The organism is Nocardia sp. NPDC004068, assembly GCF_042874315.1.
Classification (GTDB): Bacteria; Actinomycetota; Actinomycetes; order Mycobacteriales; family Mycobacteriaceae; genus Nocardia.
The window spans coordinates 560,549-581,985 of sequence record NZ_JBIAMW010000004.1 but is presented as its reverse complement, the minus strand read 5'-3'; the positions used below and the strand labels follow the sequence as shown (position 1 = coordinate 581,985).

Genomic DNA, 21,437 nt, shown 5'->3' with positions numbered 1-21,437 from the left:
TATACTCAACACGCTCGCCCTGCACTATGGTGAGCGGATAACCGGAAACTAGCAGGACAATTCACCGTTCTGCCCACAAAAATTCCGACACTCCCTGCGGAATCCGAATAAAGGGTGCGGCTGTGTTGCCGTGCCTTCCTGAGGGTTCGGCAGTACGAGCCGCACCCTTTGTTCGGATCCGCACCGCTTACAGGGCTATACAACGGGTGCGGATTCGAATAAGGGGTGCGGCTGGGTTCGTGGGGCTGGGGTCAGGAGAGGAGGGAGAGGGTGGCTTCGTGGGTGGGGGTGGTGAGGACGGTGGGGACGGGGCCGGATTCGGCGGTGTGGCCGGAGTCGAGGACGTGGATGTGGGTGCAGTGGCGGGTGACGAGGGGGATGTCGTGGGTGATGAGGAGGAGGGCGAGGTTGTGGGTGCGGCGGAGGGTGTCGAGGAGGGTCATGATCGCCGTCGCGGTGGTGGGGTCGAGGGCGGAGGTGATCTCGTCGCAGACGAGGACGGTGGGGGTGAGGGCCAGGGAGCGGGCGAGGGCTACTCGTTGGCGTTGGCCGCCGGAGAGTTCGTGGGGGTGACGGTGGGCGAGGTCGGGTGAGAGTTCGACGGTGGCCAGGAGGTCGGTGACGGCGGCGGGGTCGCGGCGGCCGCGATGGCGCAGGAGGGGGCGGGCGAGGGTTTCGCCGACGGTGCGGCGGGGGTTGAGGCTGCCGGTGCTGTCCTGGGGGACGAGGGCGACGCGGCCGTGTGTGCGCACGGAACCCGTTGTGGGCCTGCGTAATCCGACGATGACACGGGCCAGGGTAGATTTGCCCGCGCCGGAGGGGCCGGTGAGCGCAAGCGCCTGCCCGGCCGCGACGGTGAGGTCGACGTCGGTGAGTACTCGTCGCCCGCCGATGCAAGCCGAGACGCCCGAAACGACCAAGGGCACTTCCGCATTGGCCTCCGGTCCCGGCACCACGGCCGCCGGGGAGAGTGGACGCCGCCCCCGACCGAAAGCCAGCAGACCAGCGCCACTCGGCCGCGCCACCTCCACGGACGAATTCGAGCCCCGCCCACGACCGATCGACTCACCAGCGGCCTCGCCACCCGCCCGGTCCGGCTCCGGCGTGGCCGCCGAGGAGCCGGAACCTCGTAGTGGGCCGAGGGGAAGCGGGGCGTCCGCCGCCCCGTCGCCGACCTTCGGATCACGACCCGCCGGAATGAAACCGGCCCCTGGCAATCCGCGCGCACGATGCCTATCCCCCTGGCCCAGCAACGAATCATCCGGTCGCGCCGATGCGATGGTCACCGGAATGTGCCTGTCGACCCCTCTCGTATCGTCCTCCTCGATGAATCCCCGGGCATCGCAGGGTTTTTCGACGGCATCGGAACCGGCTCCACCAGAGCACCAACCCGCCTCGGCCTCGACCCGAGCGGCGTCCATCGAGAAAACTCCCGAACCCCCCACCACCACCTCCCCATCCGCCAACTCCCGCAACGCCGCCGTATCGTGCCCCGACACCACGATCGTCGTCCCCCGCTCGGCCGCCGCCCGCCGCAACAACCGGATCACCGCCCCCCGCAGACTCCCGTGCAACCCGGCCAGCGGCTCGTCCAGCACCAGCACCGGCGTCTCCCGAGCGAGCGCCCGCGCCAAGGCGATTCGCCGTTGCTCACCGCCGGACAGTTCGGCGGGGCGACGGCGCAGATAGGAGTCCGGCAGGTCCACCGCGGCCAGGGCGGCCCGGGCGCGGGTGGGATCGGACAGCTCGGTGAGCAGCGTGTGCACCCGCATCGTGGGATTGAGCGACACGCCGGGATCCTGGCTCACGAACGCGATCCGGTCACGCCGGAACCGTTGCAGCGCGGTCCCTTTCAACGACAGCACATCGTGCTCCCCCACCCGCACCGTCCCGGCCGCGCTCGCCCCGGCGGGCACCTGACCGAGCAGCGCCCGCAGCAGTGTCGACTTCCCGCACCCGGACGGCCCTCGGAGCCCGAGGATCTCGCCCGCCGCCACCGCCACCGAGACGGGCGCGAGCAGCACCGACCCGGACGAGCCGCGCACCGACAGTTCCTCGACCGTGATCACGACCCGTCCCCTTCCGTGCACACCGCGGGCCCGCTCCCGAGCGCGGCGGCCAGCAGATTCGCGCTCACCGCGAGCAGACCGATCGTGATCACGACCCGCCCCCTTCCATGCGCACCGCGGGCCCACTGCCGAGCGCGGCGGCCAGTAGGTTCACGCTCACCGCGAGCAGACCGATCGTGATCACGACCCGCCCCCCTCCGTGCGCACCGCAGGCCTGCCCCCGAGCGCGGCGGCCAGTAGGTTCACGCTCACCGCGACCAGGCCGATCGCCACGCTCGGCGCGAGCACCGACCACGGGTTCAACAGGATCCCGGAGGCGTTGTCGCGCACCATGACCGCCCAGTTCGCCGCCCCGAGCACGCTGGGCAGCCGGAGGAACGCCGCCGTCGCGACGAGGTACATCCCGGCCACGAACCGCAGCCCCAGCTGGGTGAGCAGCAGCTCGCGCAGGTTCGGCAGCAACTCGCGGAAGATCACGTAACTCGCCGACTCCCCGCTGAGCCGCGCCGCCTCGATGTACCCGGAGGCGGCGACGCCGGTGGCCGCCGCCGCGAAAACCCGTGCGCAGTACGGCACCCCGAACACGACGCCCACGATCACCACCCCGACCGTCCCCCACCGCGGCCACGTCATGACCACCAGCAGCAACGCCAGCACGACCGGCAGCAGGATGAGCAGATCCGCGCACCGCTCGATCACCGCGCCCCAGCGCGGCCACAGCGCCACCACCGCACCGAGCACGCTGGACAGTCCGGTCACCACGGCGGCGATGAAGGCCGCCAACAGGATCAGACCCCATCCGCCGTGCAGCAGTTGGGAGAACACGTCGTGCCCGAGCCGATCCGAGCCCAGCCACGCGTCCGCGCTCGGCCCGGCGAACGGCGGTCCGACAGCCGTGTCCACCGAATGCGGCGCCAGCCACGGCCCGAGCACCGCCGCCAGCACCACGAGCACCGCGGGCGATCCGCGCAGCGCCCAGTCCCGCGCGCTCATCGCCGCCCCCGCACGGCCCAGGCCCGAACCCCGTCGGACAGCAGCAGAATCGCCATGATCACGGCCCCGGCCACCGCGGCGGTGGCGGCGGTCAGCGCGGTGTCGCGATCGGAGATCGATCCGGCCAGCAACGCCCCCAGCCCGGGATAGTTGAACAGGCTCTCCACCACCAGCGCCCCGCCGAACAGCATCCCGACCGTCGTCGCCACCGAGGCCACGATGGTGGGCAATGCCACCGGCAGCACGTGCCGAATCAGCAAGCGCCGCCGCGACACTCCCTCCAACACCGCCTGCTCCACATGCGGCGCGCGCCCGGCGTCACCCAGCGCGCCGCGCACGACCCGGGTGTTCCAGCCGATGTGCGGCAGCGCCAGCGCGAGCACCGGCAGCACCAGCATGTCCGGGCGCGCCGGGAAGCCCGACGACCCCGCGACCGTCACCGCGGGCAACAATCCGATCGCGAACGAGAACACCGTGATCAGCAGCGCCGCCACCACGAATTCCGGCAGCGCCACCACCATGGCGGTGCTCGGTTGCAGAATCCGCGCCAACCATCCGGAAGGCTTTGCCGCCCAGCACATCCCGAGCCCGAGCGCGGCGACCACCGTGAGCAGCAGCGCCAGCCCGCCCAGCAGCAAGGTCTGCGGCGCGGCGGCGGCCAGCAGATCGCTCACCGGCCGCCCGCGCACGGTGGTTCCGAAGTCGCCGGTCAGCACGCCGGTCAACCAATGCCAGAACCGTTGCGGCAGCGGCCTATCCAGGCCGAGCTCGTGCCGTTTGGCCGCGAGGAGTTCCGGGGAGGCGTTGCGGTCCAACGCCATTCGCGCGGCGTCCCCGGGCAGCACCGCGACCACCACGAACACCAGCGTCAGCAGGACCAGCAGCAACGCCAGCCTGCGCAGGACCAGGGCCGCGACGCTCACGCCAGCCAGGCCCGTTCCAGCTGCACCCGGCCGAAGCCGCCGAGCGTGGGCAGATCACGCACCCGCGACGAGGCGATATCGATGCCGTCGGCCATCCCCCACACCAGATATCCGCCGCGCTCGTACTGGATGCGCTGCACGGTGCGGCAGGCGGCGGCGTAGGCGGCCGGATCCGAGGCGGCCAGCGCGGCGGCGGTGGCGGCGTCGAATTCCGGGTCGGCGAAGGCGGTTTCGTTGCGGTTGCTGGACGAGGACATCAACTTGGCGGCGAAGAACAGCACCGAATCGTTGGTGCCCCAGTTGACCGTGTACAGCGGCGCGTGCAACCAGGTGCGATCGTAGAAGGTGCCCGAATCCTGCACCACCACATCGAGTTTCACGCCGATGTCGCGGGCCTGCGCGGCGAACAGCTTGGCCGATTCCGCCTCCCCGGGCGCCTCCTCCTTGGTCACCAGCGGATAGGACGCGCCGGTGTCGAACCGCGCCTCGGCCAGCAGTGCCCGCGCCCGGTCGAGGTCGCGGGCGCGCCGGGGCAGGTCCCGCGCGTACTGCGGATCGCCGGTGCCCAGCACATCGTCGGCGACCCGACCGAAACCCGAGAACGCCTGTGTCACCAGGGCTTCGCGGTCGGCGGCCAGCCGCAGCGCGGTGCGCACCCGGGGATCGGCGAACGGCCCGTCGGCGGTGCGCATGGCGATCGCCACGGCCGTGTCGTCGGGCCGCCGGATCACCTGGAGATCGCCGCGCCCGGCCGCGGTGCGTCCCGCGATCGCGCCGACGTTCGAGGCCAGATCGATCTGCCCGCCCAGCGCGGCGTTCGCGAGCGCGTCGACGCTGTCGAACATGGTGACCTCGATGGCGTCCAGGCGCGGTTTCGGCCCGTGCCAGCCGTCGTGGCGGACCAGGCGCGCGTTGCCCTGCCGATAGGACTCGAGCCGGAACGGACCGCTGCCGACCGCCCCGGTGAAATCGGTGGTCCCCTGCTTGACCGTGAACGTCATGAGCCGCACCAGCAAAGGTATCTGGCTGTTGGGCGCGGCCGCGGCGAGCACCACGCGGTCCGGCCCGTCGGCGGTGATGTCCTCCGGGCGCGCCACGGGAACCTTGGATTCGCCGCCCTGCTCGCGCAGTCGCCGCAGCGACCACACCACGTCGTCGGCGGTGACCTTCGTGCCGTCGTGGAAGGTGGCGTGCTCGGCGATGGTGAACGTCCAGCGCCGCTGCTCGGGGTCGGCGGACCAGGACGACGCCAGACGAGGCTGGACGGTCGGGTTCGCGCCGGGGACGGTCAGCGCGTCGTAAACCAGTGCGGCGATCAGGAAGTCGCTGTCGTTGCTGAGGTTGGCGTGCGGATCCTGTTGCAGCGCAGAGATCTTGCCGAGCGCGCCGACGCGCAGGGTGCCGGTGTCGCCGGAGCCGCGGCCGCAGGCGGCGAGCGCCAGCGCGGCGCCGAATCCGACTCCGGCGGACAAGATCTGGCGACGGGTCACGGTCGTCATCGCGGTGGCCCCCTCCTGGTGGCGAGAACAGCGGACAGCAAAGGCTAACCTAATGAGTCTGCGATATGGTGCGGGCGCACGTCTATGCGCGACCGATCTTTCATGCCACACTTAGGTAAGCCTTGCTTTAGCTTGTTGGAAGGGCTACTTTCGCACCGAGTCTTCACCCGCCTGCCTCTCTCACCGTTGCGAAGAAGGGATTGCCTGGTGAAAAACGTTCTCCGCGAACGTCATACACCCGAGTTCCACCCCACCGACGACGTCGAGCGCCGGGAGTTACCCGCCGCGGCGGGCGCGGCGATTCGCGCCACGGCCGCGGCCATCGCGGCGACAATCGACACCATGCCGGGATGGTCCGCCCGCGACGCCGCGGCGCTCACCGATCCGAGACTCGTCGAACTGATCGATGCGGGCGCGGCCGAATTGCCCGCGACGGTGCGCGCGGCCGTGCGCGCGCCGCGGACGTCCGCGGGCGCGGCGGTCGTGTCGGGCCTGCCGGTGCGCGAGGCGGAACTCGGTCCCACACCGCGGGATTGGCGACAGGCCGCCGCCTGGAGCGGGGAGCCGCGGCACCGGCACGCGTCGTTCGAACTGGATCTGGCCATGCTGCTGCTGGCCCGATCCGCGGGTGAGCCGTTCGGCTGGGCGGGTCAGCAGGACGGGCGCCTGGTCAACAACATCGTCCCCTCCCCGGGCCACGAGCACGAGCAGTCCGGGGCGAGCAGCACCACCCTGCTGTGTCCGCACACCGAGGACGCCTTCCACCCCCGCCGCGCGCATCTGCTCATGCTGGGCTGCCTGCGCAATCCGGACGCGGTGGGCACCACGGTGTCGTCGGTGCGCGAGGTCGCGCTCGACGATCGACAGCGCCGCCGCCTGCGCGAGCCGATGCTGCCGATCCTGCCCGACGTCTCCTACGGCGCCGACTTCCACCGCTACCCGAGTACTCCGGTGGCCACCCTCGGCGGCGACGACGCGTCGCCGACGTTGCGCTACGACCCCGCCTACACCCCGCTCGACGAGGCCGACGACGAATACCGTTGCGCCTACGCGCATCTCGGCGCGGAGCTGGAGCGGGTGTGCCGCACGGCCGTGCTGCGCCCGGGCGAGCTGCTATTGGTGGACAACGACGTGGTGGTGCACGGCCGGGTGCCGTTCACCCCGCGATACGACGGGACCGACCGCTGGCTCAAGCGAGTCAACATCCGGTTGCCCCGCCGCCGCGTTCCCGACGAGTCGGGCGAAAGTGGTTACGGGCAACGGACGGTCACGCCGTTCGAATCGAGAGTGAACGAGGAAGCCCGTGAGTACCAAGTCCACAGCGCTGCGGATCCTCAGCCGCAGTGATCTGGCCGATGTCCCGATCACCCCGGGTGAGGTGGTGCGCGCCGTCGAAGACGCGTATCTGGCCCTCGCCGCGGGCGAGTCGGACAATCCACGCAAGCTCAGCGTCGCCCATCCGGACGGCTGGTCGGTGGCCTACGCCATGCTCGGCCGCGACGGCCGCCGCCGGGTGGTGGCGATGAAGACCTCCTACAAGTTCGATCCGAGCCACGATCGCAGCACCAAGCGGTATTTCACGACCATCACGCTCTACGACGACACCACCGGCGTGCCGATCGCGATGATGGACTGCGCGCGCGTCGGCGCGTTGCGCACCCCGGCGGCGTCGGCGCTGCTGGTCCGCGAGACCGCCCGCGGCGACGCGCGTTCGGTGCTGCTCATCGGCACCGGCACCCAGGGCCGCAACGCGCTGCCGTACCTGCTGGCGGCGAATCCGCAGCTGGATCGGCTGATGGTGTACGGCACGCACGAGGAGGGCCTGAAGGCGGTGCACGACCAGTTGGCGGCCTACCGCCCGCACCTGGAACTGCGCACGGTCGCCGATCCGCGCGCGGCGGCCCGGGAGGCCGATGTGGTGCTCGCGACGGCCGGGCCGGGCACCCGGGTCGCGCTCGAATCCGCCGATCTGGCACCGGGTTCGGTGGCGGTACTGGTCGGGTACGGGCTCGCGCCGTCGGCATTGCACGACGCCGATCGGGTGATCGCGACCAGCGCCGAGCAGATGGCGGTCACCGGCACCGATATGGCCGGGCCGGACGGGACGCTGCGCGCCGTCGACGCCGAACTGCCCGCGATCCTCGCCCGCCGCGCGGTCGGCCGTCGCGGCGACGCCGAGCGGATCTTCGTCTACAACAGCGGCCTCGTGCTCACCGATGTCGCCGTCGCCCACGCCCTCGCCGAACGGGCCATCGCCGAGGGCCGCGGAACGGAGGTGCCCCTGTGGGATTGAGCCCCGCCGCCTCACCGATCGCGGCGGCGCCCCTGCCCGCGCACCGGGACGACTGGGAACGGCGCCTGCTGGCCGATCCGAACCTGTTGGGCGACATCGCCTTCGCGGTCGGCGGCCCGTTCCACGTCATGTACCCCGCGCGGGTCGGGCGCAATATCGCCGGGTTCCGGGAGGTGTTCGAGCGGGCCGGGGTCGACGGCGCGATCTACTACGGCAAGAAGGCCAACAAGGCGGCCTGCGTCGCGCGCGCCTGCGCCGAGCACGGTGCCGGGGCGGATGTGGCCAGCGCCGGGGAGTTGCGCGCGGCGCTGGCGCAGGGGGTGCGGGGCGACGAGCTCATGGTCACCGGCCCCGCGAAAGCCGATGAGCTGCTGTGGCTCTCGGCCCGGCACGGCGCGCTCATCGCGATCGACGAGCCCGGTGAGCTGGAACGACTGGTGGCCCTGAGGGTTCCGGCGCGGGCGCTGCTGCGCGTGCTGCCGCCCGATTCGACGAGCCGATTCGGGATGACCGAGGCCGAACTCGACACCGCGCTGCGACACACCCCCCTGGGTTCGGTCCGCCTCGAGGGCTTCAGTTTCCATCTGTCCGGTTACGATCCCATCGCCCGGGCCGAGCTGGCGGCGGCGCTGGTGGAGCGCTGCCGCGCCGCCCGGGCACTCGGCCATCCGGGCGGAACCGTCTCCATCGGGGGCGGTTTCGCCGTCGACTACGTGCCCGCCGAACACTGGCGGGCCTTCGCCGATCACGCGGGCCCGCACTGGTTCCACGCGGGCAAGCGGTTCGACGACTACTACCCGTACCACTGCCCCGCCCCGGGCCCGGCCATGCTCGCCGCCGTGCTCGCCCACCGCGACCTCGCGAACCGGCTGCGGGACAACGGCATTCGGCTGGCCATCGAACCGGGCCGGGCGCTGCTGGACCGCGCGGGCAGTACCGTCTTCACGGTGCGCGGCGCGAAAACCCGTACCGCGCACGGACATCCGTATCAGCTGCTGACCGTCGACGGCACCAGCCTGAGCCTGTCCGAACAGTGGTTCGCCAGCGAGTACCTGCCCGATCCGGTGCTGTGGCCCCCGGGCTCCGGGACCGTGACCCCCGCCTGCGTCGGCGCGGCCAGCTGCCTGGAATCCGACATGCTCAGCTGGCGGCGCATCCCGCTGCCCCGGGCCGCCGCGCCCGGCGACCTGCTCGTCTACCCGAATACCGCCGGATACCAGATGGATTCGAACGAATCCGCCTTCCACCAGCTGCCGATCCCGCCGAAGGTGGTGCTGCACGACGCACCCGGGGAGCGGTTCCGCTGGACGCTCGACGCCGGATGACCGGCGACCCACCCCACCCAGCCCACCCGAGGAGAGACGCATGCCGCTCGTCACCCGAGTGACGGACCTGATCGGCAACACCCCGCTGTTCGAGCTCGCCACCACCGCGACCGGCACCCGCTTACTGCTCAAACTCGAGCAGTTCAATCCGACCGGGGCGGCCAAGATCCGGATGGCGCGCGAAATGGTGCTCGACGCGGAGCGGCGCGGTTTGCTGCGCGATGGCGGGCATATCATCGAGTCCACGTCCGGCAACACCGGACTGGGCCTGGCGGTGGTGGCGGCCGAACGTGGGTATCGCTTCACCGCGGTGGTCGACCACCACGCCTGCAGGGACAAGTTGCGCGCGATGAAAGCCATGGGAGCCGAACTCGTCTACGTCGCCGCCGACGGCGACGACAGCCTGGCCACCTCGGCGCGAGAGGATCTCGCCGAGGCGCTGGCCGCCGCCCGGCCCGACGCGTACTTCACCGAACAGCACAACAACGACGCCAACGCGCTCGGCTACTACGCGGTCGCCGAGGAGTTGCTGGCCGACCTCGGGCGCGTCGACATCCTGCTGTCGGCGGTCGGCACCGGGGGCTCGCTGTTCGGCACCGCGCGGCGGCTGCGCGAACTGGGTTGCGCGGCGCGGGTGATCGGCGTGGAGCCGGTCGGCTCGATCGCCTTCGGCGGCGAGGGCGGACCGTACTGGCAGTCGGGCACCGGCACCCCGCCGGGCGCGACCGTCGGTACGGCCGTGGACTATTCGCTGCTCGACGAGGGCCTGAAGGTCACCGATGTGGCCGCCTTCGCCGCCGCCCGCGCGGTCGCGCGCAAACTCGGCCTGATGCTCGGCGGATCCGCGGGCGGGTCGGTGCACGCCGCGCTGACCCGGCTCGAGGAGTTCCCGCCGGGTTCGACGATCGTGTCGATCGTGTGCGACGGCGGTGAGAAGTATTTGGATACGGTCTTCGACGACGACTGGATGGCCGAGCGCGACCTGCTCGACGAATCCGCCGAACACGAGGTGCTGGAATTGCTGGATCGCTACTCCCCGGCCCGCCGAGATCTGGTGGCGGTGTCGTGACCGTTCGTTCCGATGGGCGGCAGTTGACGGCGCTGGCGACGCCGATCGCCATGACCCAGCTCGCGCAGGTCGCGGTGTCGACGACGAATATCGCGCTGATGGGGTCGCTGGGGATCGGTCAGGTCGCGGCGGGCGGTCTCGCGTTGACGTTGTTCAACCAGATCCGCACCATGTGCGTCGGGCTGATCACCGCGACCGGCAATCAGGTGGCGACCGTGGTGAGCGCCGCGGAGAAGCGGAACACCAACGCCGACACCGAGATTCGCGATGTGGTCCGGTCCAGTTTCCTGATCGCGACGGTCGCCGGGCTGCTCGGCGGGCTGGTGCTGATCGGCTTGGGCTGGGCGCTGCGCTGGCTCTGGCAGGACGCGAGCGTGCTGGCCGAGGCGCGGCCGATGATGGTCGCGCTCGCGCCGGGTCTGCTGCCCTGCCTGTGGTTCCAGGTGCTGCGGCAGTACAGCGTCGGAATGCAGCGGCCGCAGGCGCTGCTGCTGGTGACGCTCGCCTCGGTGGGGCTGAATCTGGTTCTCGCGCTGGGCTTCATGCACGGCTGGGCCGGGCTGCCCGCGCTCGGACTCACCGGCATCGGCGTGGCGACCTCGCTGGTCTTCCTGATCACCTTCGCGGTGTTCTGGGCGATGGTGCGCCACGACGCGGAACTCGGTGCGACACTGCCCATCCGGATGTGGCCGGTGCACGGGCGGACCGTGCTGGCCGAGCTGCGGTTGGGGACGCCGATCGCGCTCACCTACGGGTCCGAGGCCGGGATGTTCTCGGTGCTGGCGCTGGTGATGGGCACGTTCGGACCGGCCGCGCTGGCCGCTCACAACGTCGTGTATCAGCTGGTCTACATCGTGTTCCAGGTCGCGGTCGGGCTCTCGCACGGGGCGTCGATCCTGGTGAGCAAGGCCGTGGCGCGCGAGGAGTTCCGGCACGCGCGCGGGCTGGCGTGGCTGGCGCTGCGGCAGGCGGCGATCGTGTCGGCGGTGGTGGGCGTGGCGTATGCGGCCGTGCCGGATCTGGTGTTGACGGTCGGGCAGATCGGCGGCAAGGGCGAGGAGACCGTCCATCTTGCGCACGTGCTGTTGCTGATCGCGATCGTCCTGCAGTTCTTCGACGCCGCGCAGAACATCGGCAACGGCCTGCTGCGCGGGGTCGCCGACACCCGGGCCGGATTCCGGCTGTCGCTGGTCGGCTACTGGCTTGTGGGATTGCCCACAGCGCTGCTGCTGGCGTTCCCGCTCGGGCTCGAGGCCGCCGGGGTGTGGTGGGGGCTGACGGCCGGGCTGGCGGCTACCGCCGGGCTGATGCTGCGTCGGTATTTCACCCTGCTGACCCGCCGCGAGCGGGCCGAACCGCGCGTGCTGGCCGATAGCCTGCCCGGCACGAGTTGACACGGAATCCTCACTGTGGCGTAAGCATGTCGTCACCGTGGACGGGGAACTTGGAGTAGACGGGCTTCGCTAAGCTGGCGCCTCGAAGCCCGATGCCAATGGAGCACCCTGCCGGGAGGAAGTCCGGTGCACGTCAGCAGAGTCGCGGAGTACCCGCGACCGGACCATGTTCTGTTCCACTTCAGCGACACCCATCTGATCGCCGACGGCGAGCTGTACGGCGCGGTCGACGCCGAACGTCGACTGCGCCAACTGCTCGATCGCGCCGAGGCCAGTCGCATCAGCCCGACCGCGATCGTGTTCACCGGCGATCTCACCGATCACGGCGAACCCGACGCCTACGCCAAGCTGCGCGATCTGGTGGAACCGTTCGCGCGGCGGCTGGACGCGCCGGTGGTGTGGGTGACGGGGAACCACGACAGCCGGGCCGCGCTGCGCGAGCGGCTGCTCGACGAGGACGGTTCGGCCGAACCGCTCGACCGCGTGCACGTCTTCGACGGCCTGCGCGTCGTCGTGCTGGACACGACCGTGCCCGGCCACCACTACGGCGAGATCTCCGACGACCAATTGGCCTGGCTGCGTTCGGTTCTCGCCGAGCCCGCGCCCTTCGGCACGATCCTGGCCATGCACCACCCGCCGGTGCCGTGCATCCAGGACCTCGCCACCACCGTCGAGTTGCGCGATCAGCGGCGACTGGCCGACGTCCTGGACGGCACCGACGTGCGCAGCATCCTCGCCGGGCACCTGCACTTCTCCACGACCGCGACGTTCGCCGGCATCCCGGTGTCGGTGGCGTCGTCGGCCTGCTACAGCCAGGATCTCGCGGTGTCCGAGGGCGGCCAGCGCGGGCGGGACGGGGCGCAGAGCTTCAACTACGTGCACGTCTACCCCGACACCGTGGTCCACTCGGTGGTGCCGATCGACCACGGGCCGACCGTCGGGCAACCGGCGACGCCCGAGGAGGCGGCGGACCGGCTCGAGCGGGCGGGGATCGTGATCATGCCCGCGGGCAAGATCCCGCACGTGCTGAATCGGCGTGCGGCCGAGTCGGAGTCGGACGGCGAAGCGGTCTGCTGAGACTCAGGCCGCGCCCGGCTCGAAGGCGGCCAGCGGGTCCTCGGTGACCGATTTCTCCCAGGGCGCGGGCTCGGGGAAGTAGGTCTGGAGGAACTCCGACACCACCCGAACCCGTTCGGCCTCGGCCACTTCCGGGAAGCTGCCGTCGTTGAGGCAGAAGAAGTCCACGTCCCGGCGGGCGGCGAGGCCGTCGAGCAGCGCCAGGCCGGTGTGGCTGGTGGTGTCGACGTAGCGGACCCGGGCGGCCTCCTGCGGGACGGCGCGACCGGTCAGCAGCGCGTAGTAGTGATAGAGCGAATTGGTCACCGAGATGTCGGTGGCCGCGCGGAACCGGCTCGCCCGGGTGCGGGCGAAGTCGGCGGCGAACTCGCGCTCCATCTCGTGCAATACGCTGCGCCGCAACGGAACCGGCGTGTGCTCGAGGTGCCGGGTGATGACGTGCCCGAACCGCTCCCGCAGCAGCCGCCGATTGACCCGCGCGGCGTTCTCGAAACCGCTGCGCCGCTCGGTGTTCGCGCCGGGACCGATGCGGGTGTCCGCCTCGATGAACCGGCTGATGCCCGCGGGGGTGAAGAACATCGACGGCCGCACCGGGCGCGCGAAGAACATGTCGTCGTTGGAGTAGAGGAAATGCTCCGACAGTCCCTCGATGTGCTGCAACTGGCATTCCACCGCATGGGAATTGAACACCGGCAGCCCGCTGAGATCCGAGAAGTGGTCCACCGCGCGCACGACGGTGACCTTCGGATCGTCGGCCAGCCATTCCGGCACCCGCGAATCGGTCGCGATGAAGATGCGGCGAATCCACGGCGCGTTCTTGTGGATCGAGCGCAGCGCGTACTTCAGCTCGTGGATCTGGCGGATCCGCGCGTCCGCGTCGTCACCCTCGCCGACCACCACCTGCGCGAGCATTCCCGCACGGCGGGCACGGAATTCGGGATCGGTGCCGTCGACCCAGGAGAAGACGATATCGATGTCGAAGTCCACATCGGTGGGATGCGGGGCGAACATACCGTCCAGCGTGGGCCAGCCGGTGTCGAACAGCAGCACCGTCGTCTGCTCGACGTCGGCGGCGTCGAACACGTTGCGCGTCAAGGCATTCGGGCGCGGGCATTCGACGGTGTCGCCGTGGTGGTCCCACAGCTCGAGCTCCACATGGTGGGCCGGGTCGTGATCGCGACCGAGCCGGAACACGTTGGGGCGCAACTCGTTACACGAGAATCCCGCGACCATCGCCGCGCCCAGCACCCGCCGCAGCGCGGTCCGGTGCGCCGAGTCCACGGCGAGCACCAGCCGATGATCGGAATCGCGGACGAGCAGGAACGGCACGTCGGCCGCCGTCAGCTCGGCGCGCAGGTACCGCAGGTCGTCGACCACCGCGGTCGACACCGCCAGGTTGGCCACCCCCGCCTTGAATTCCGTCATCGCCGCCTCCTACCTCACTCCGGACCCTCGGCCCTACCCTGTGGCCGGGGGTCTAACCACCCAGAAATCCGCACGCGATGGGCGTGCGTTCGCTTGCGTCCCTACGCGGGACGCCGAAAAGTGCGTTCGAATGCCGTCGGGCTCGGGTCAGCCGACCCGATCGATCCCGGGATCCACACTCCGATGCCCTTCGCCGATCGACGAAGGGCTCTCACACGGCTCGCGCGCTACAACAGCCGCGCGGTGAGACTGTTCGGGAAAGCCGCCCACAGCCGATGCCGACAAGACCGGAATCCCATAGCTCTCACCTCACTCGCGGCTGGACGCGCGGACGCGTCGCGTGCTGGATGCTGCTTTCGCGTTGTCTCCACCTGGAAGCGGTGTCCGACTCGCTTCACCGGGCGGTCATCGGCCGGTTACTCGCACGTCCCCGGATGTACGGGGAACTGTTACGAATGATGCAACCCGAAGGGCCGGTTCGTCAATGCATGGAGTCGCAGCTCTCACGGTGTTTTCCCAGCCGTAACGCGAACAGGCCGAACGGTCGGTCTCGGGTGGGCCTTATCCATACTACAGGTTAGGGTATGCTTACTTTCTCCTCGCGGAACCCGCCGACCGGGTGCCGAGGGGGTGTAGCCGAGAATTCGCGGAGAGGGAGTGGCGGTGCGGGTTGTGATTCTGTTCGGGACCGAGATGGGCACCGCGGAGAGGACCGCGGACGCGATCGCGGACGTGCTCGGGCGGGCGCACGAGGCCGTCGTGTGCGATATGGCCGATCTCGATGTCGACGATCTCGACGTGAACGATTTCCACGTGCTCGTCTGCTCCACCTACGGCAGCGGGGATCTGCCCACCGGCGCGGAGCCGTTCTTCGCCCAACTCGACGACCGGCTGCCGGACCTGTCGGGCCTGCGCTTCGCGGTGTTCGGGCTCGGCGACTCGGTGTACGACGACACCTTCAACCGGGGCGGGGAGATCTGCGCGGAGCGCTTCACCGCGCTCGGCGCGACCCAGGTCGGTGAACACGCGCGGCACGACGCGTCGAGCCCGATCCGGCCGCAGGACCAGGCCCGCGAATGGGCGGGTCGACTGGCCATCGCGGATCTCGCGCGGGCCTGAGTTAGGCGCACCTTACGTACCGGCAAGCGGACCCGTTTGCGGCACAACGGTTTACACTGCAAGCACGCGTGGTCCAGCCCGCCGCGTGAGCCGACCGTGAGGTGACGAAGATGACAGCCGGAGCCCGGGAACGTCACGAACCCTCGACCGAACATCCCGAACTGGATGCCTTACCGGAGTGGCCGCTGGACACGATCGCGGTACTGGTCACCACCGATCCCGCGCCGCACGCGATTCCGGTCTCGTGGCCGGTCCGCGCGGGCGATCGCCGAATCCTGTTGAGCCTCAAGTCCGATCGCGGTTCCCTGGCGCGCCTGCGGGAACGTCCCGAGGTGGCGCTGCTGATCCTCGGCGGCGGCAATGTCGCGCTGTGCGCGCGCGGCACCGCGAACGTCATCGCCGACCCGCTGCCCGGCGCCGACGACTATGTCGGGGTCGCCATCGACGTCGCGGTGATCGACGACCACCGCCAGTCCGCCTTCGCCGTCCTCACCGGAATCCAGCGCACCGTCCTCGACGAATCCGAACTGCGCTACCTCGAGGCGCGTGTCGCGACCCTGCGCGGCATCGCCGAGGCCGACAATTAACCCATGATCGCAGCCTTCTCGGTCAGCCCCCTCGGCACCGGCGAGGACGTCGGCCGCGCGGTCGCCGAGGCCGTCCGCGTGGTCCGCGCCAGCGGCCTCCCCAACGAGACCAACGCCATGTTCACCACCATCGAGGGCGAATGGGACGAGGTCATGGCCGTCATCAAACAAGCCACCGACGCCGTCCTCGCAACCGCACCCCGCGCCAGCCTGGTCATCAAGGCCGACATCCGCCCCGGCGTAACCAACGCGATCACCTCGAAGGTAGCGTCCGTCGAACGCTACCTCTCCGAAGACTGACACCCCCAGGTTCGGCAGCACGAGCCGCACCCTTTATTCGAATCCGCACCCCTTCCAGGGCTCTACAACGGGTGCGGATCCGAATAAAGGGTGCGGCTGTGTTGCCGTGCCTGGGGTCAGTGGGGCCAGTAGGTGTGCCAGTCCTCGGGGGTTAGGGGGAGGCGGTGGCCTCGGGATGATTCGGCGGTGTCTTCGGCTTGGCGGATTTGGGTGGCGAAGGTGAGGGTGGCCTTGCGGAGGCGTTCTTCGGCGCTTTCAGGGAGGCCGAGGTCGACTGTGCGGAGGGGTGGGGGGATCAGATCCTCGGGGAGGCCGGCTTTGAGGGCTCGGGTGCGGATTTTTTCGGCGAGGGCGAGGGCGGGTTGGGCCAGGGCTATGCCGTCGAGGCAGGAGCGGCGGGATTTTTCGGTGGATTTGCGTTCCTCCCAGGCCTTTTCCTGGGCCGCGATCTTCTCGGAGCGGGGGGCGTCGGGTGGGAGGGGGGTGTCTTGGAGGTGGGGGCTGCGGTGGAGGAGTTTGGTGACGAGGGTTTTGGCTACGTCGTCGAGGGTGAAAGTGCCTGCGGCTTGGGCTATTCGGGCGTGGAAGAGGACCTGGAGGAGGAGGTCGCCCAGTTCCTCCTTGATGGTTTCGGGGTCGTTCTCGCCGATGGCGTCGAGGAGTTCGTAGGTTTCCTCGAGCAGGTAGGGGCGCAGGGAGTCGTGGGTCTGGGTGACCTCCCAGCCGCCGAAGCGCCAGAGGCGGTCCATGAGTTCGACGGCTTCGGTCAGGGCGGGGGCGTCGTCGGAGGGGGTGCTCATCGGGCGGCCGAAACCTCCGTGGCGACGCGGAGATCGACTGTGCCCTGGGGTTTTCCGTCGAGGGCCAGCAGCAGGTCGGCGACGTACTGGAGGAGTTGGACGTCGCGGATGCGCCCTGCGCCGACGCTGTCCTCGACGCGCGGCAAGGCGAGTTGCACGATGCCGGTCGTCGGGCGGTAGGTCGCCGTGGGGTACAGCCGCTTCAGCCGCAGCTGCTTGGAATCGGGCAGGTGCATCGGCGAGATCTTGAGGGTGCTGCCGGTGACGCCGACCTCGGTGATCTCGTACTCACGGCACAGCAGGCGGAGTTTGGCGACCGACACCAGGCGGCCGACCTCGACGGGCAACTGTCCGTACCGGTCGACCAGTTCCTCCACCACCCCGGCGAGCGCCGAATCATCCTGTGCCGCGGCCAGTTTGCGGTACGCCTCGAGGCGCAGTCGGTCGCTGGTGATGTAGTCCGGCGGGATGTGCGCGTCGACGGGGAGGTCGATCCGCACCTCCTTGGGCTCCTCGTCGGTCTTGATCGGGCGGCCGTCGGCGGCGGCGCGGTACGCCTCCACCGCCTCGCCGACCAGGCGGACGTACAGGTCGAAGCCGACGCCCGCGACATGGCCGGACTGCTCGGCGCCGAGAACGTTTCCGGCGCCGCGGATTTCGAGATCCTTCATGGCCACCGCCATACCCGCACCCAGATCCGAGTTCTGCGAGATCGTCGCGAGCCGGTCGTAGGCGGTCTCGGTGAGCGGCTTCTCCGGCGGGAACAGGAAGTAGGCGTATCCGCGCTCGCGGCTGCGGCCGACCCGCCCGCGCAACTGGTGCAGCTGGGACAGGCCGAGGGCGTCGGCGCGCTCCACGATCAGCGTGTTGGCGTTGGAGATGTCCAGGCCGGTCTCGATGATCGTCGTGCACACCAGCACGTCGAACTCGCGCTCCCAGAAACCCTGCACGGTCTTCTCGAGCGTGTCCTCGTTCATCTGACCGTGTGCGACCGCCACCCGCGCCTCGGGCACGAGATCGCGAATTCGCTTGGCGGCCTTGTCGATCGAGGAGACGCGGTTGTGCACGTAGAACACCTGGCCGTCGCGCAACAGCTCACGCCGCACGGCCGCGGCGACCTGCTTGTCGTTGTACGCGCCGACATAGGTGAGCACCGGATGGCGTTCCTCGGGCGGGGTGAGGATGGTCGACATCTCCCGGATGCCCGCCAGGCTCATCTCCAGGGTGCGCGGAATCGGCGTGGCGGACATGGTCAGCACATCGACGTGGGTGCGCAGCGACTTGATGTGCTCCTTGTGCTCGACGCCGAACCGCTGCTCCTCGTCGATGACGACCAGGCCCAGATCCTTCCAGCGCACCCCGGTCTGGAGCAGGCGATGGGTGCCCACCACGATGTCGACCTCGCCGGAGGCCATGCCCTCCAACACCTCTCGCGACTCCCCCGTGTCGGTGAAGCGGGACAGGCCCTTGATCGTGACCGGGAAGCCGGCCATGCGTTCGGTGAACGTCTGGAGATGCTGTTGCGCCAGCAATGTCGTGGGGACCAGGACCGCCACCTGTTTGCCGTCCTGCACGGCCTTGAACGCGGCCCGTACCGCGATCTCGGTCTTCCCGTACCCGACGTCGCCGCAGATGACCCGGTCCATCGGGACGGCCTTCTCCATATCGGCCTTGACCTCGGAGATGGCGGTGAGCTGATCGATGGTCTCGGTGAACGCGAACGCGTCCTCCATCTCCTGCTGCCACGGCGTGTCGGCGGCGAAGGCGTGGCCGGGGGCGGCCTGCCGCGCGGCGTAGAGCTGTACGAGTTCGGTGGCGATCTCGCGAACGGCCTTGCGCGCCTTGCGTTTCGTATTGGCCCAGTCCGAGCCGCCGAGTTTGGACAGGCTCGGCATCTCGCCGCCGACGTAGCGGGAGAGCTGGTCGAGGGCGTCCATCGGGACGTAGAGGCGGTCGCCGGGCTGGCCGCGCTTGCCGGGCGCGTACTCGATGACGAGGTACTCGCGGCGCGCGCCGCCGACCGTGCGTTCGATCATCTCCACGAAGCGGCCGATGCCGTGCTGATCGTGCACGACCAGATCCCCGGCCGACAGGGCCAGCGGGTCTACCTGATTGCGGCGGCGGGCGGGCAGCTTCTTGCCGTCGGCGGGTGCGGTGACGCGGTTGCCGGTGAGATCGGATTCGGCGACGACGACCAGTTTCGCGTCGTCGAAGACGATGCCGTCGTGCAGCGAACCGCACAGCACGCCGACCAGGCCGGGGGTGGGCTCCGCACCCGGATCCAGGTGCGCGGCGGGCACTTCCGCGTCGGCGAGTCGTTCCAGGAAACGCTGCGCCGTGCCGTGCCCGGCGACCACGATGACCGCGCGGCCGCCGGTCGTGACGTGCGCGCGCAGCGAGGCGAAGATCGTCGCCACCAGTTCGTCGGAGCCGCGCGCGACGGGGGCGGCGAGCACCGGCAGCACGACCTCGGCCGGATCGTCGGCGGCCAGCGGGCTCAGCGTCCACCACGGCAGGCCGCGCGCGTCCGCGCCGGAGTGGATCTGGTCGAGGGTGCGGTAGGCCGACGCGGCCAGGTCCAGGTTGTGCGCGCCCAGCGGCGCCGCGCCGCCGAAGGACGCCGCGGTCCACGACGCCTCCAGGAACTCCTGACCCGTGCGGACCAGATCGGCGGCGCGGGTACGGATCTTCTCCGGATCGCAGAGCAGGATGTGGGTGCCGTCGGGGAGCACCTCGGTCAGGAGTTGGAGCTGTCCCGGACGCAGCACCGGGAGCAGGGCCTCCATGCCGACCACGGGGATGCCCTGGGCGAGCTTCTCGAGCATCTCGACCAGGGCGGCGTCGGCCGGGTTCTCGGCGGCGACCTCGGCCGCGCGCAGCCGCAGCTCCTCGGTGAGCAGCAGCTCCCGGCAGGGTTGCGCCACAACGACATCCACGTCCACGTCGGGGAGCGAACGCTGATCGGCGACGGAGAACGGGCGCAGTTCGGTGATCTCGTCGCCCCAGAACTCCACGCGCACCGGATGATCGGCGGTCGGCGGGAAGAGGTCGAGAATGCCGCCGCGGACGGCGAATTCGCCGCGCTTGCCGACCATGTCGACGCGTTCGTAGGCGAATTCGACCAGGCGCGTGACCAATTCGTCGAAGTCGTGTTCGACGCCGACCTTCAGCAGGATCGGCGCGATATCGCCGAGGCCCGCGGCCATGGGCTGCATGAGCGAGCGGACCGTGGTCACCACGACGCGCAGCGGTTCGGCGTGGACCGGATCGTCGGAGTGGGCGAGCCTGCGCAGCACCTCGAGGCGGCGGCCCACGGTGTCCGCGCCCGGCGAGAGCCGCTCGTGCGGCAGCGTCTCCCAGGAGGGGAACAGCGCGACGGTGTCGCCGAGCATCTCGGTCAGCTCGACGGTCAGATCATCGGCCTCCCGCCCCGTCGCGGTCACCACGAGTAGGGGTCGCTGCGCCGCGACCGTCGCGGCCACGAACGGCCGCACCGCCGCGGGCGCCACCAACTGCGCCGACGAGCGGCCGATCAGTCCGGTGACCTGCGCCAACGCGGCGTCGGCGGCGGCCACCGCGGCCAGTCCAGCAAGAGGCGGACGGGTGGGCATGAAGGCACTCCTGGGCGCTTCGGGAATTCCGATGACCAAGCGAGTCTAGTCGGCCGGGCCGACAGAAACCGGAGCGAGCCCGACGAGCGACCGTTCGCGGCCGAAGCGAAGCGAAGGCCAAAATCACGGCACGTAGCGGCGGAGCCTGCGGGCCGCGAATTCGCGGAAGTAGGCGACCTTCTCCTCCGGGACGATGGAGGGGAGCAGGAAGTACCAGACGCGTTCCATGCGGAGGGCCATCTGGTCGATGGAGTCGGTGCCGACGGCGGTGATGTGGACGCCCGCGGTCATCTCCTGGAGGAGCAGGCCGATGGTCTCGGGGTCGAGTTCGGGCTTGAGGTCGCCCTGGGCGATGGCGCGTTCGGCGAGTAATCGGTGCGTTTCGCCCCAGGTCTTGGCGATGTTCTCGCCGGTGGCGCCGCGGTAGTCGCCGATCTGGTGGGTGAGTTTGAGCATCGCGCCGACCATCGGGTCGTTCATGGTCAGATCGGCCACCACGTAGGTGATTCCGATACACGCCTCGAGCGCGGGCACCCGCGGGTCGAAGAAGCCCTGGCACGCGCTGACCAGTCGTTCGTTGCCCTGGTCGACCACCGCGCGGGCCAGCTCCTCCTTGGAGCCGAAGTGAAAGTACAAGGCGCCCTTGGTCACATTGGACTGCGCGATGATCTCGCTCAGGCTCGCGTTCGCGTAGCCCAACCGCAGAAAGACATCGGCCGCGCCGGCGAGGACGGAATCGCGGGTGATCTCCGCACGCGCTTGCCTAGCCATCAGATCCGCCTGTCATCAAACCAGCCATCCTGAAGTAGACCGACATCCCGAAGTTGACCGACATCACAGCTCGAACAGCACTGGAAGGATGGGTGAACCGTACCACCCGACCGGCCCGCGGCAGTGGAATCGAGCATTCAGACCAGCCTCCGTCGCAAATTTTGGGTTAACTGTCCAGTTCC

Annotated in this window: 17 protein-coding genes; 9 read left to right on the top strand and 8 right to left on the bottom strand. The window is 69.9% G+C overall.

The features are described 5' to 3' along the window. Positions 1-251: 251 nt before the first annotated feature. From ACFYTQ_RS13310 to ACFYTQ_RS13295, 4 genes are all read right to left on the bottom strand, one after another. Complete coding sequence (locus tag ACFYTQ_RS13310; protein WP_387360156.1) at positions 252-2,069, bottom strand: ABC transporter ATP-binding protein; 1,818 nt, start codon at positions 2,067-2,069, stop codon at positions 252-254. A gap of 180 nt (positions 2,070-2,249) precedes the next feature. After that, positions 2,250-3,062, bottom strand: coding sequence for an ABC transporter permease subunit (locus ACFYTQ_RS13305; protein ID WP_387360154.1), 813 nt, complete (start codon positions 3,060-3,062; stop codon positions 2,250-2,252). Continuing rightward, entirely contained in the window at positions 3,059-3,985 is a 927-nt protein-coding gene (locus ACFYTQ_RS13300; protein WP_387360152.1) for an ABC transporter permease, read from the bottom strand. The genes ACFYTQ_RS13305 and ACFYTQ_RS13300 overlap by 4 nt, the downstream gene beginning before the upstream one ends. Then, positions 3,982-5,484 carry an ABC transporter substrate-binding protein gene (locus ACFYTQ_RS13295; RefSeq protein WP_387360150.1) on the bottom strand — a complete coding sequence of 501 codons (1,503 nt, stop codon included), beginning with the start codon at positions 5,482-5,484 and terminating at the stop codon, positions 3,982-3,984. The genes ACFYTQ_RS13300 and ACFYTQ_RS13295 overlap by 4 nt, the downstream gene beginning before the upstream one ends. A gap of 207 nt (positions 5,485-5,691) precedes the next feature. Here ACFYTQ_RS13295 and ACFYTQ_RS13290 point away from each other — a divergent pair, with 207 nt between their 5' ends. The 6 genes from ACFYTQ_RS13290 (at position 5,692) to ACFYTQ_RS13265 (ending at position 12,642) form a co-directional block, all read left to right on the top strand. Continuing rightward, positions 5,692-6,831 (top strand): TauD/TfdA family dioxygenase, encoded by a 1,140-nt coding sequence (locus ACFYTQ_RS13290; protein ID WP_387360148.1) that lies wholly within the window; start codon positions 5,692-5,694, stop codon positions 6,829-6,831. After that, entirely contained in the window at positions 6,815-7,777 is a 963-nt protein-coding gene (locus tag ACFYTQ_RS13285; RefSeq protein WP_387360202.1) for an ornithine cyclodeaminase family protein, read from the top strand. Before ACFYTQ_RS13290 ends, ACFYTQ_RS13285 begins: the two co-directional genes overlap by 17 nt. Further along, the gene (locus ACFYTQ_RS13280; protein ID WP_387360146.1) at positions 7,768-9,102 is read left to right on the top strand and encodes a Y4yA family PLP-dependent enzyme; all 1,335 of its coding nucleotides are present in this window, start codon (positions 7,768-7,770) and stop codon (positions 9,100-9,102) included. Before ACFYTQ_RS13285 ends, ACFYTQ_RS13280 begins: the two co-directional genes overlap by 10 nt. Positions 9,103-9,142: 40 nt before the next feature. Next, complete coding sequence (locus ACFYTQ_RS13275; protein ID WP_387360144.1) at positions 9,143-10,171, top strand: PLP-dependent cysteine synthase family protein; 1,029 nt, start codon at positions 9,143-9,145, stop codon at positions 10,169-10,171. A gap of 50 nt (positions 10,172-10,221) precedes the next feature. Beyond that, a complete protein-coding gene (locus ACFYTQ_RS13270) occupies positions 10,222-11,565 on the top strand; it encodes an MATE family efflux transporter (protein ID WP_387360200.1) in 1,344 nt (447 codons plus the stop codon). A gap of 126 nt (positions 11,566-11,691) precedes the next feature. Next, positions 11,692-12,642 carry a phosphodiesterase gene (locus tag ACFYTQ_RS13265; RefSeq protein ID WP_387360142.1) on the top strand — a complete coding sequence of 317 codons (951 nt, stop codon included), beginning with the start codon at positions 11,692-11,694 and terminating at the stop codon, positions 12,640-12,642. Positions 12,643-12,645: 3 nt separating this feature from the next. Here ACFYTQ_RS13265 and ACFYTQ_RS13260 read toward each other — a convergent pair whose 3' ends face one another. After that, on the bottom strand, positions 12,646-14,067 hold the full coding sequence (locus tag ACFYTQ_RS13260) for a stealth family protein (protein WP_387360140.1): 1,422 nt from the start codon (positions 14,065-14,067) through the stop codon (positions 12,646-12,648). A gap of 663 nt (positions 14,068-14,730) precedes the next feature. Between ACFYTQ_RS13260 and ACFYTQ_RS13255 the strand changes: the two genes are divergently transcribed. From ACFYTQ_RS13255 to ACFYTQ_RS13245, 3 genes are all read left to right on the top strand, one after another. Next, positions 14,731-15,186 carry a flavodoxin domain-containing protein gene (locus tag ACFYTQ_RS13255; RefSeq protein WP_387360138.1) on the top strand — a complete coding sequence of 152 codons (456 nt, stop codon included), beginning with the start codon at positions 14,731-14,733 and terminating at the stop codon, positions 15,184-15,186. Between the two features lie 110 nt (positions 15,187-15,296). Then, entirely contained in the window at positions 15,297-15,773 is a 477-nt protein-coding gene (locus ACFYTQ_RS13250) for a hypothetical protein (protein WP_387360136.1), read from the top strand. Between the two features lie 3 nt (positions 15,774-15,776). After that, a complete protein-coding gene (locus ACFYTQ_RS13245) occupies positions 15,777-16,073 on the top strand; it encodes an MTH1187 family thiamine-binding protein (RefSeq protein WP_387360133.1) in 297 nt (98 codons plus the stop codon). A gap of 116 nt (positions 16,074-16,189) precedes the next feature. Here the strand turns inward: ACFYTQ_RS13245 and ACFYTQ_RS13240 are convergent, their stop codons facing one another. The 3 genes from ACFYTQ_RS13240 to ACFYTQ_RS13230 all read right to left on the bottom strand — a co-directional run bounded on the left by ACFYTQ_RS13240 (position 16,190) and on the right by ACFYTQ_RS13230 (position 21,255). After that, entirely contained in the window at positions 16,190-16,873 is a 684-nt protein-coding gene (locus tag ACFYTQ_RS13240; protein WP_387360130.1) for a MazG family protein, read from the bottom strand. Further along, the gene (mfd, locus tag ACFYTQ_RS13235) at positions 16,870-20,484 is read right to left on the bottom strand and encodes a transcription-repair coupling factor (protein ID WP_387360128.1); all 3,615 of its coding nucleotides are present in this window, start codon (positions 20,482-20,484) and stop codon (positions 16,870-16,872) included. Before mfd ends, ACFYTQ_RS13240 begins: the two co-directional genes overlap by 4 nt. 123 nt (positions 20,485-20,607) lie before the next feature. Then, a complete protein-coding gene (locus ACFYTQ_RS13230; RefSeq protein ID WP_387360126.1) occupies positions 20,608-21,255 on the bottom strand; it encodes a TetR family transcriptional regulator in 648 nt (215 codons plus the stop codon). Between the last annotated feature and the right edge of the window lie 182 nt (positions 21,256-21,437).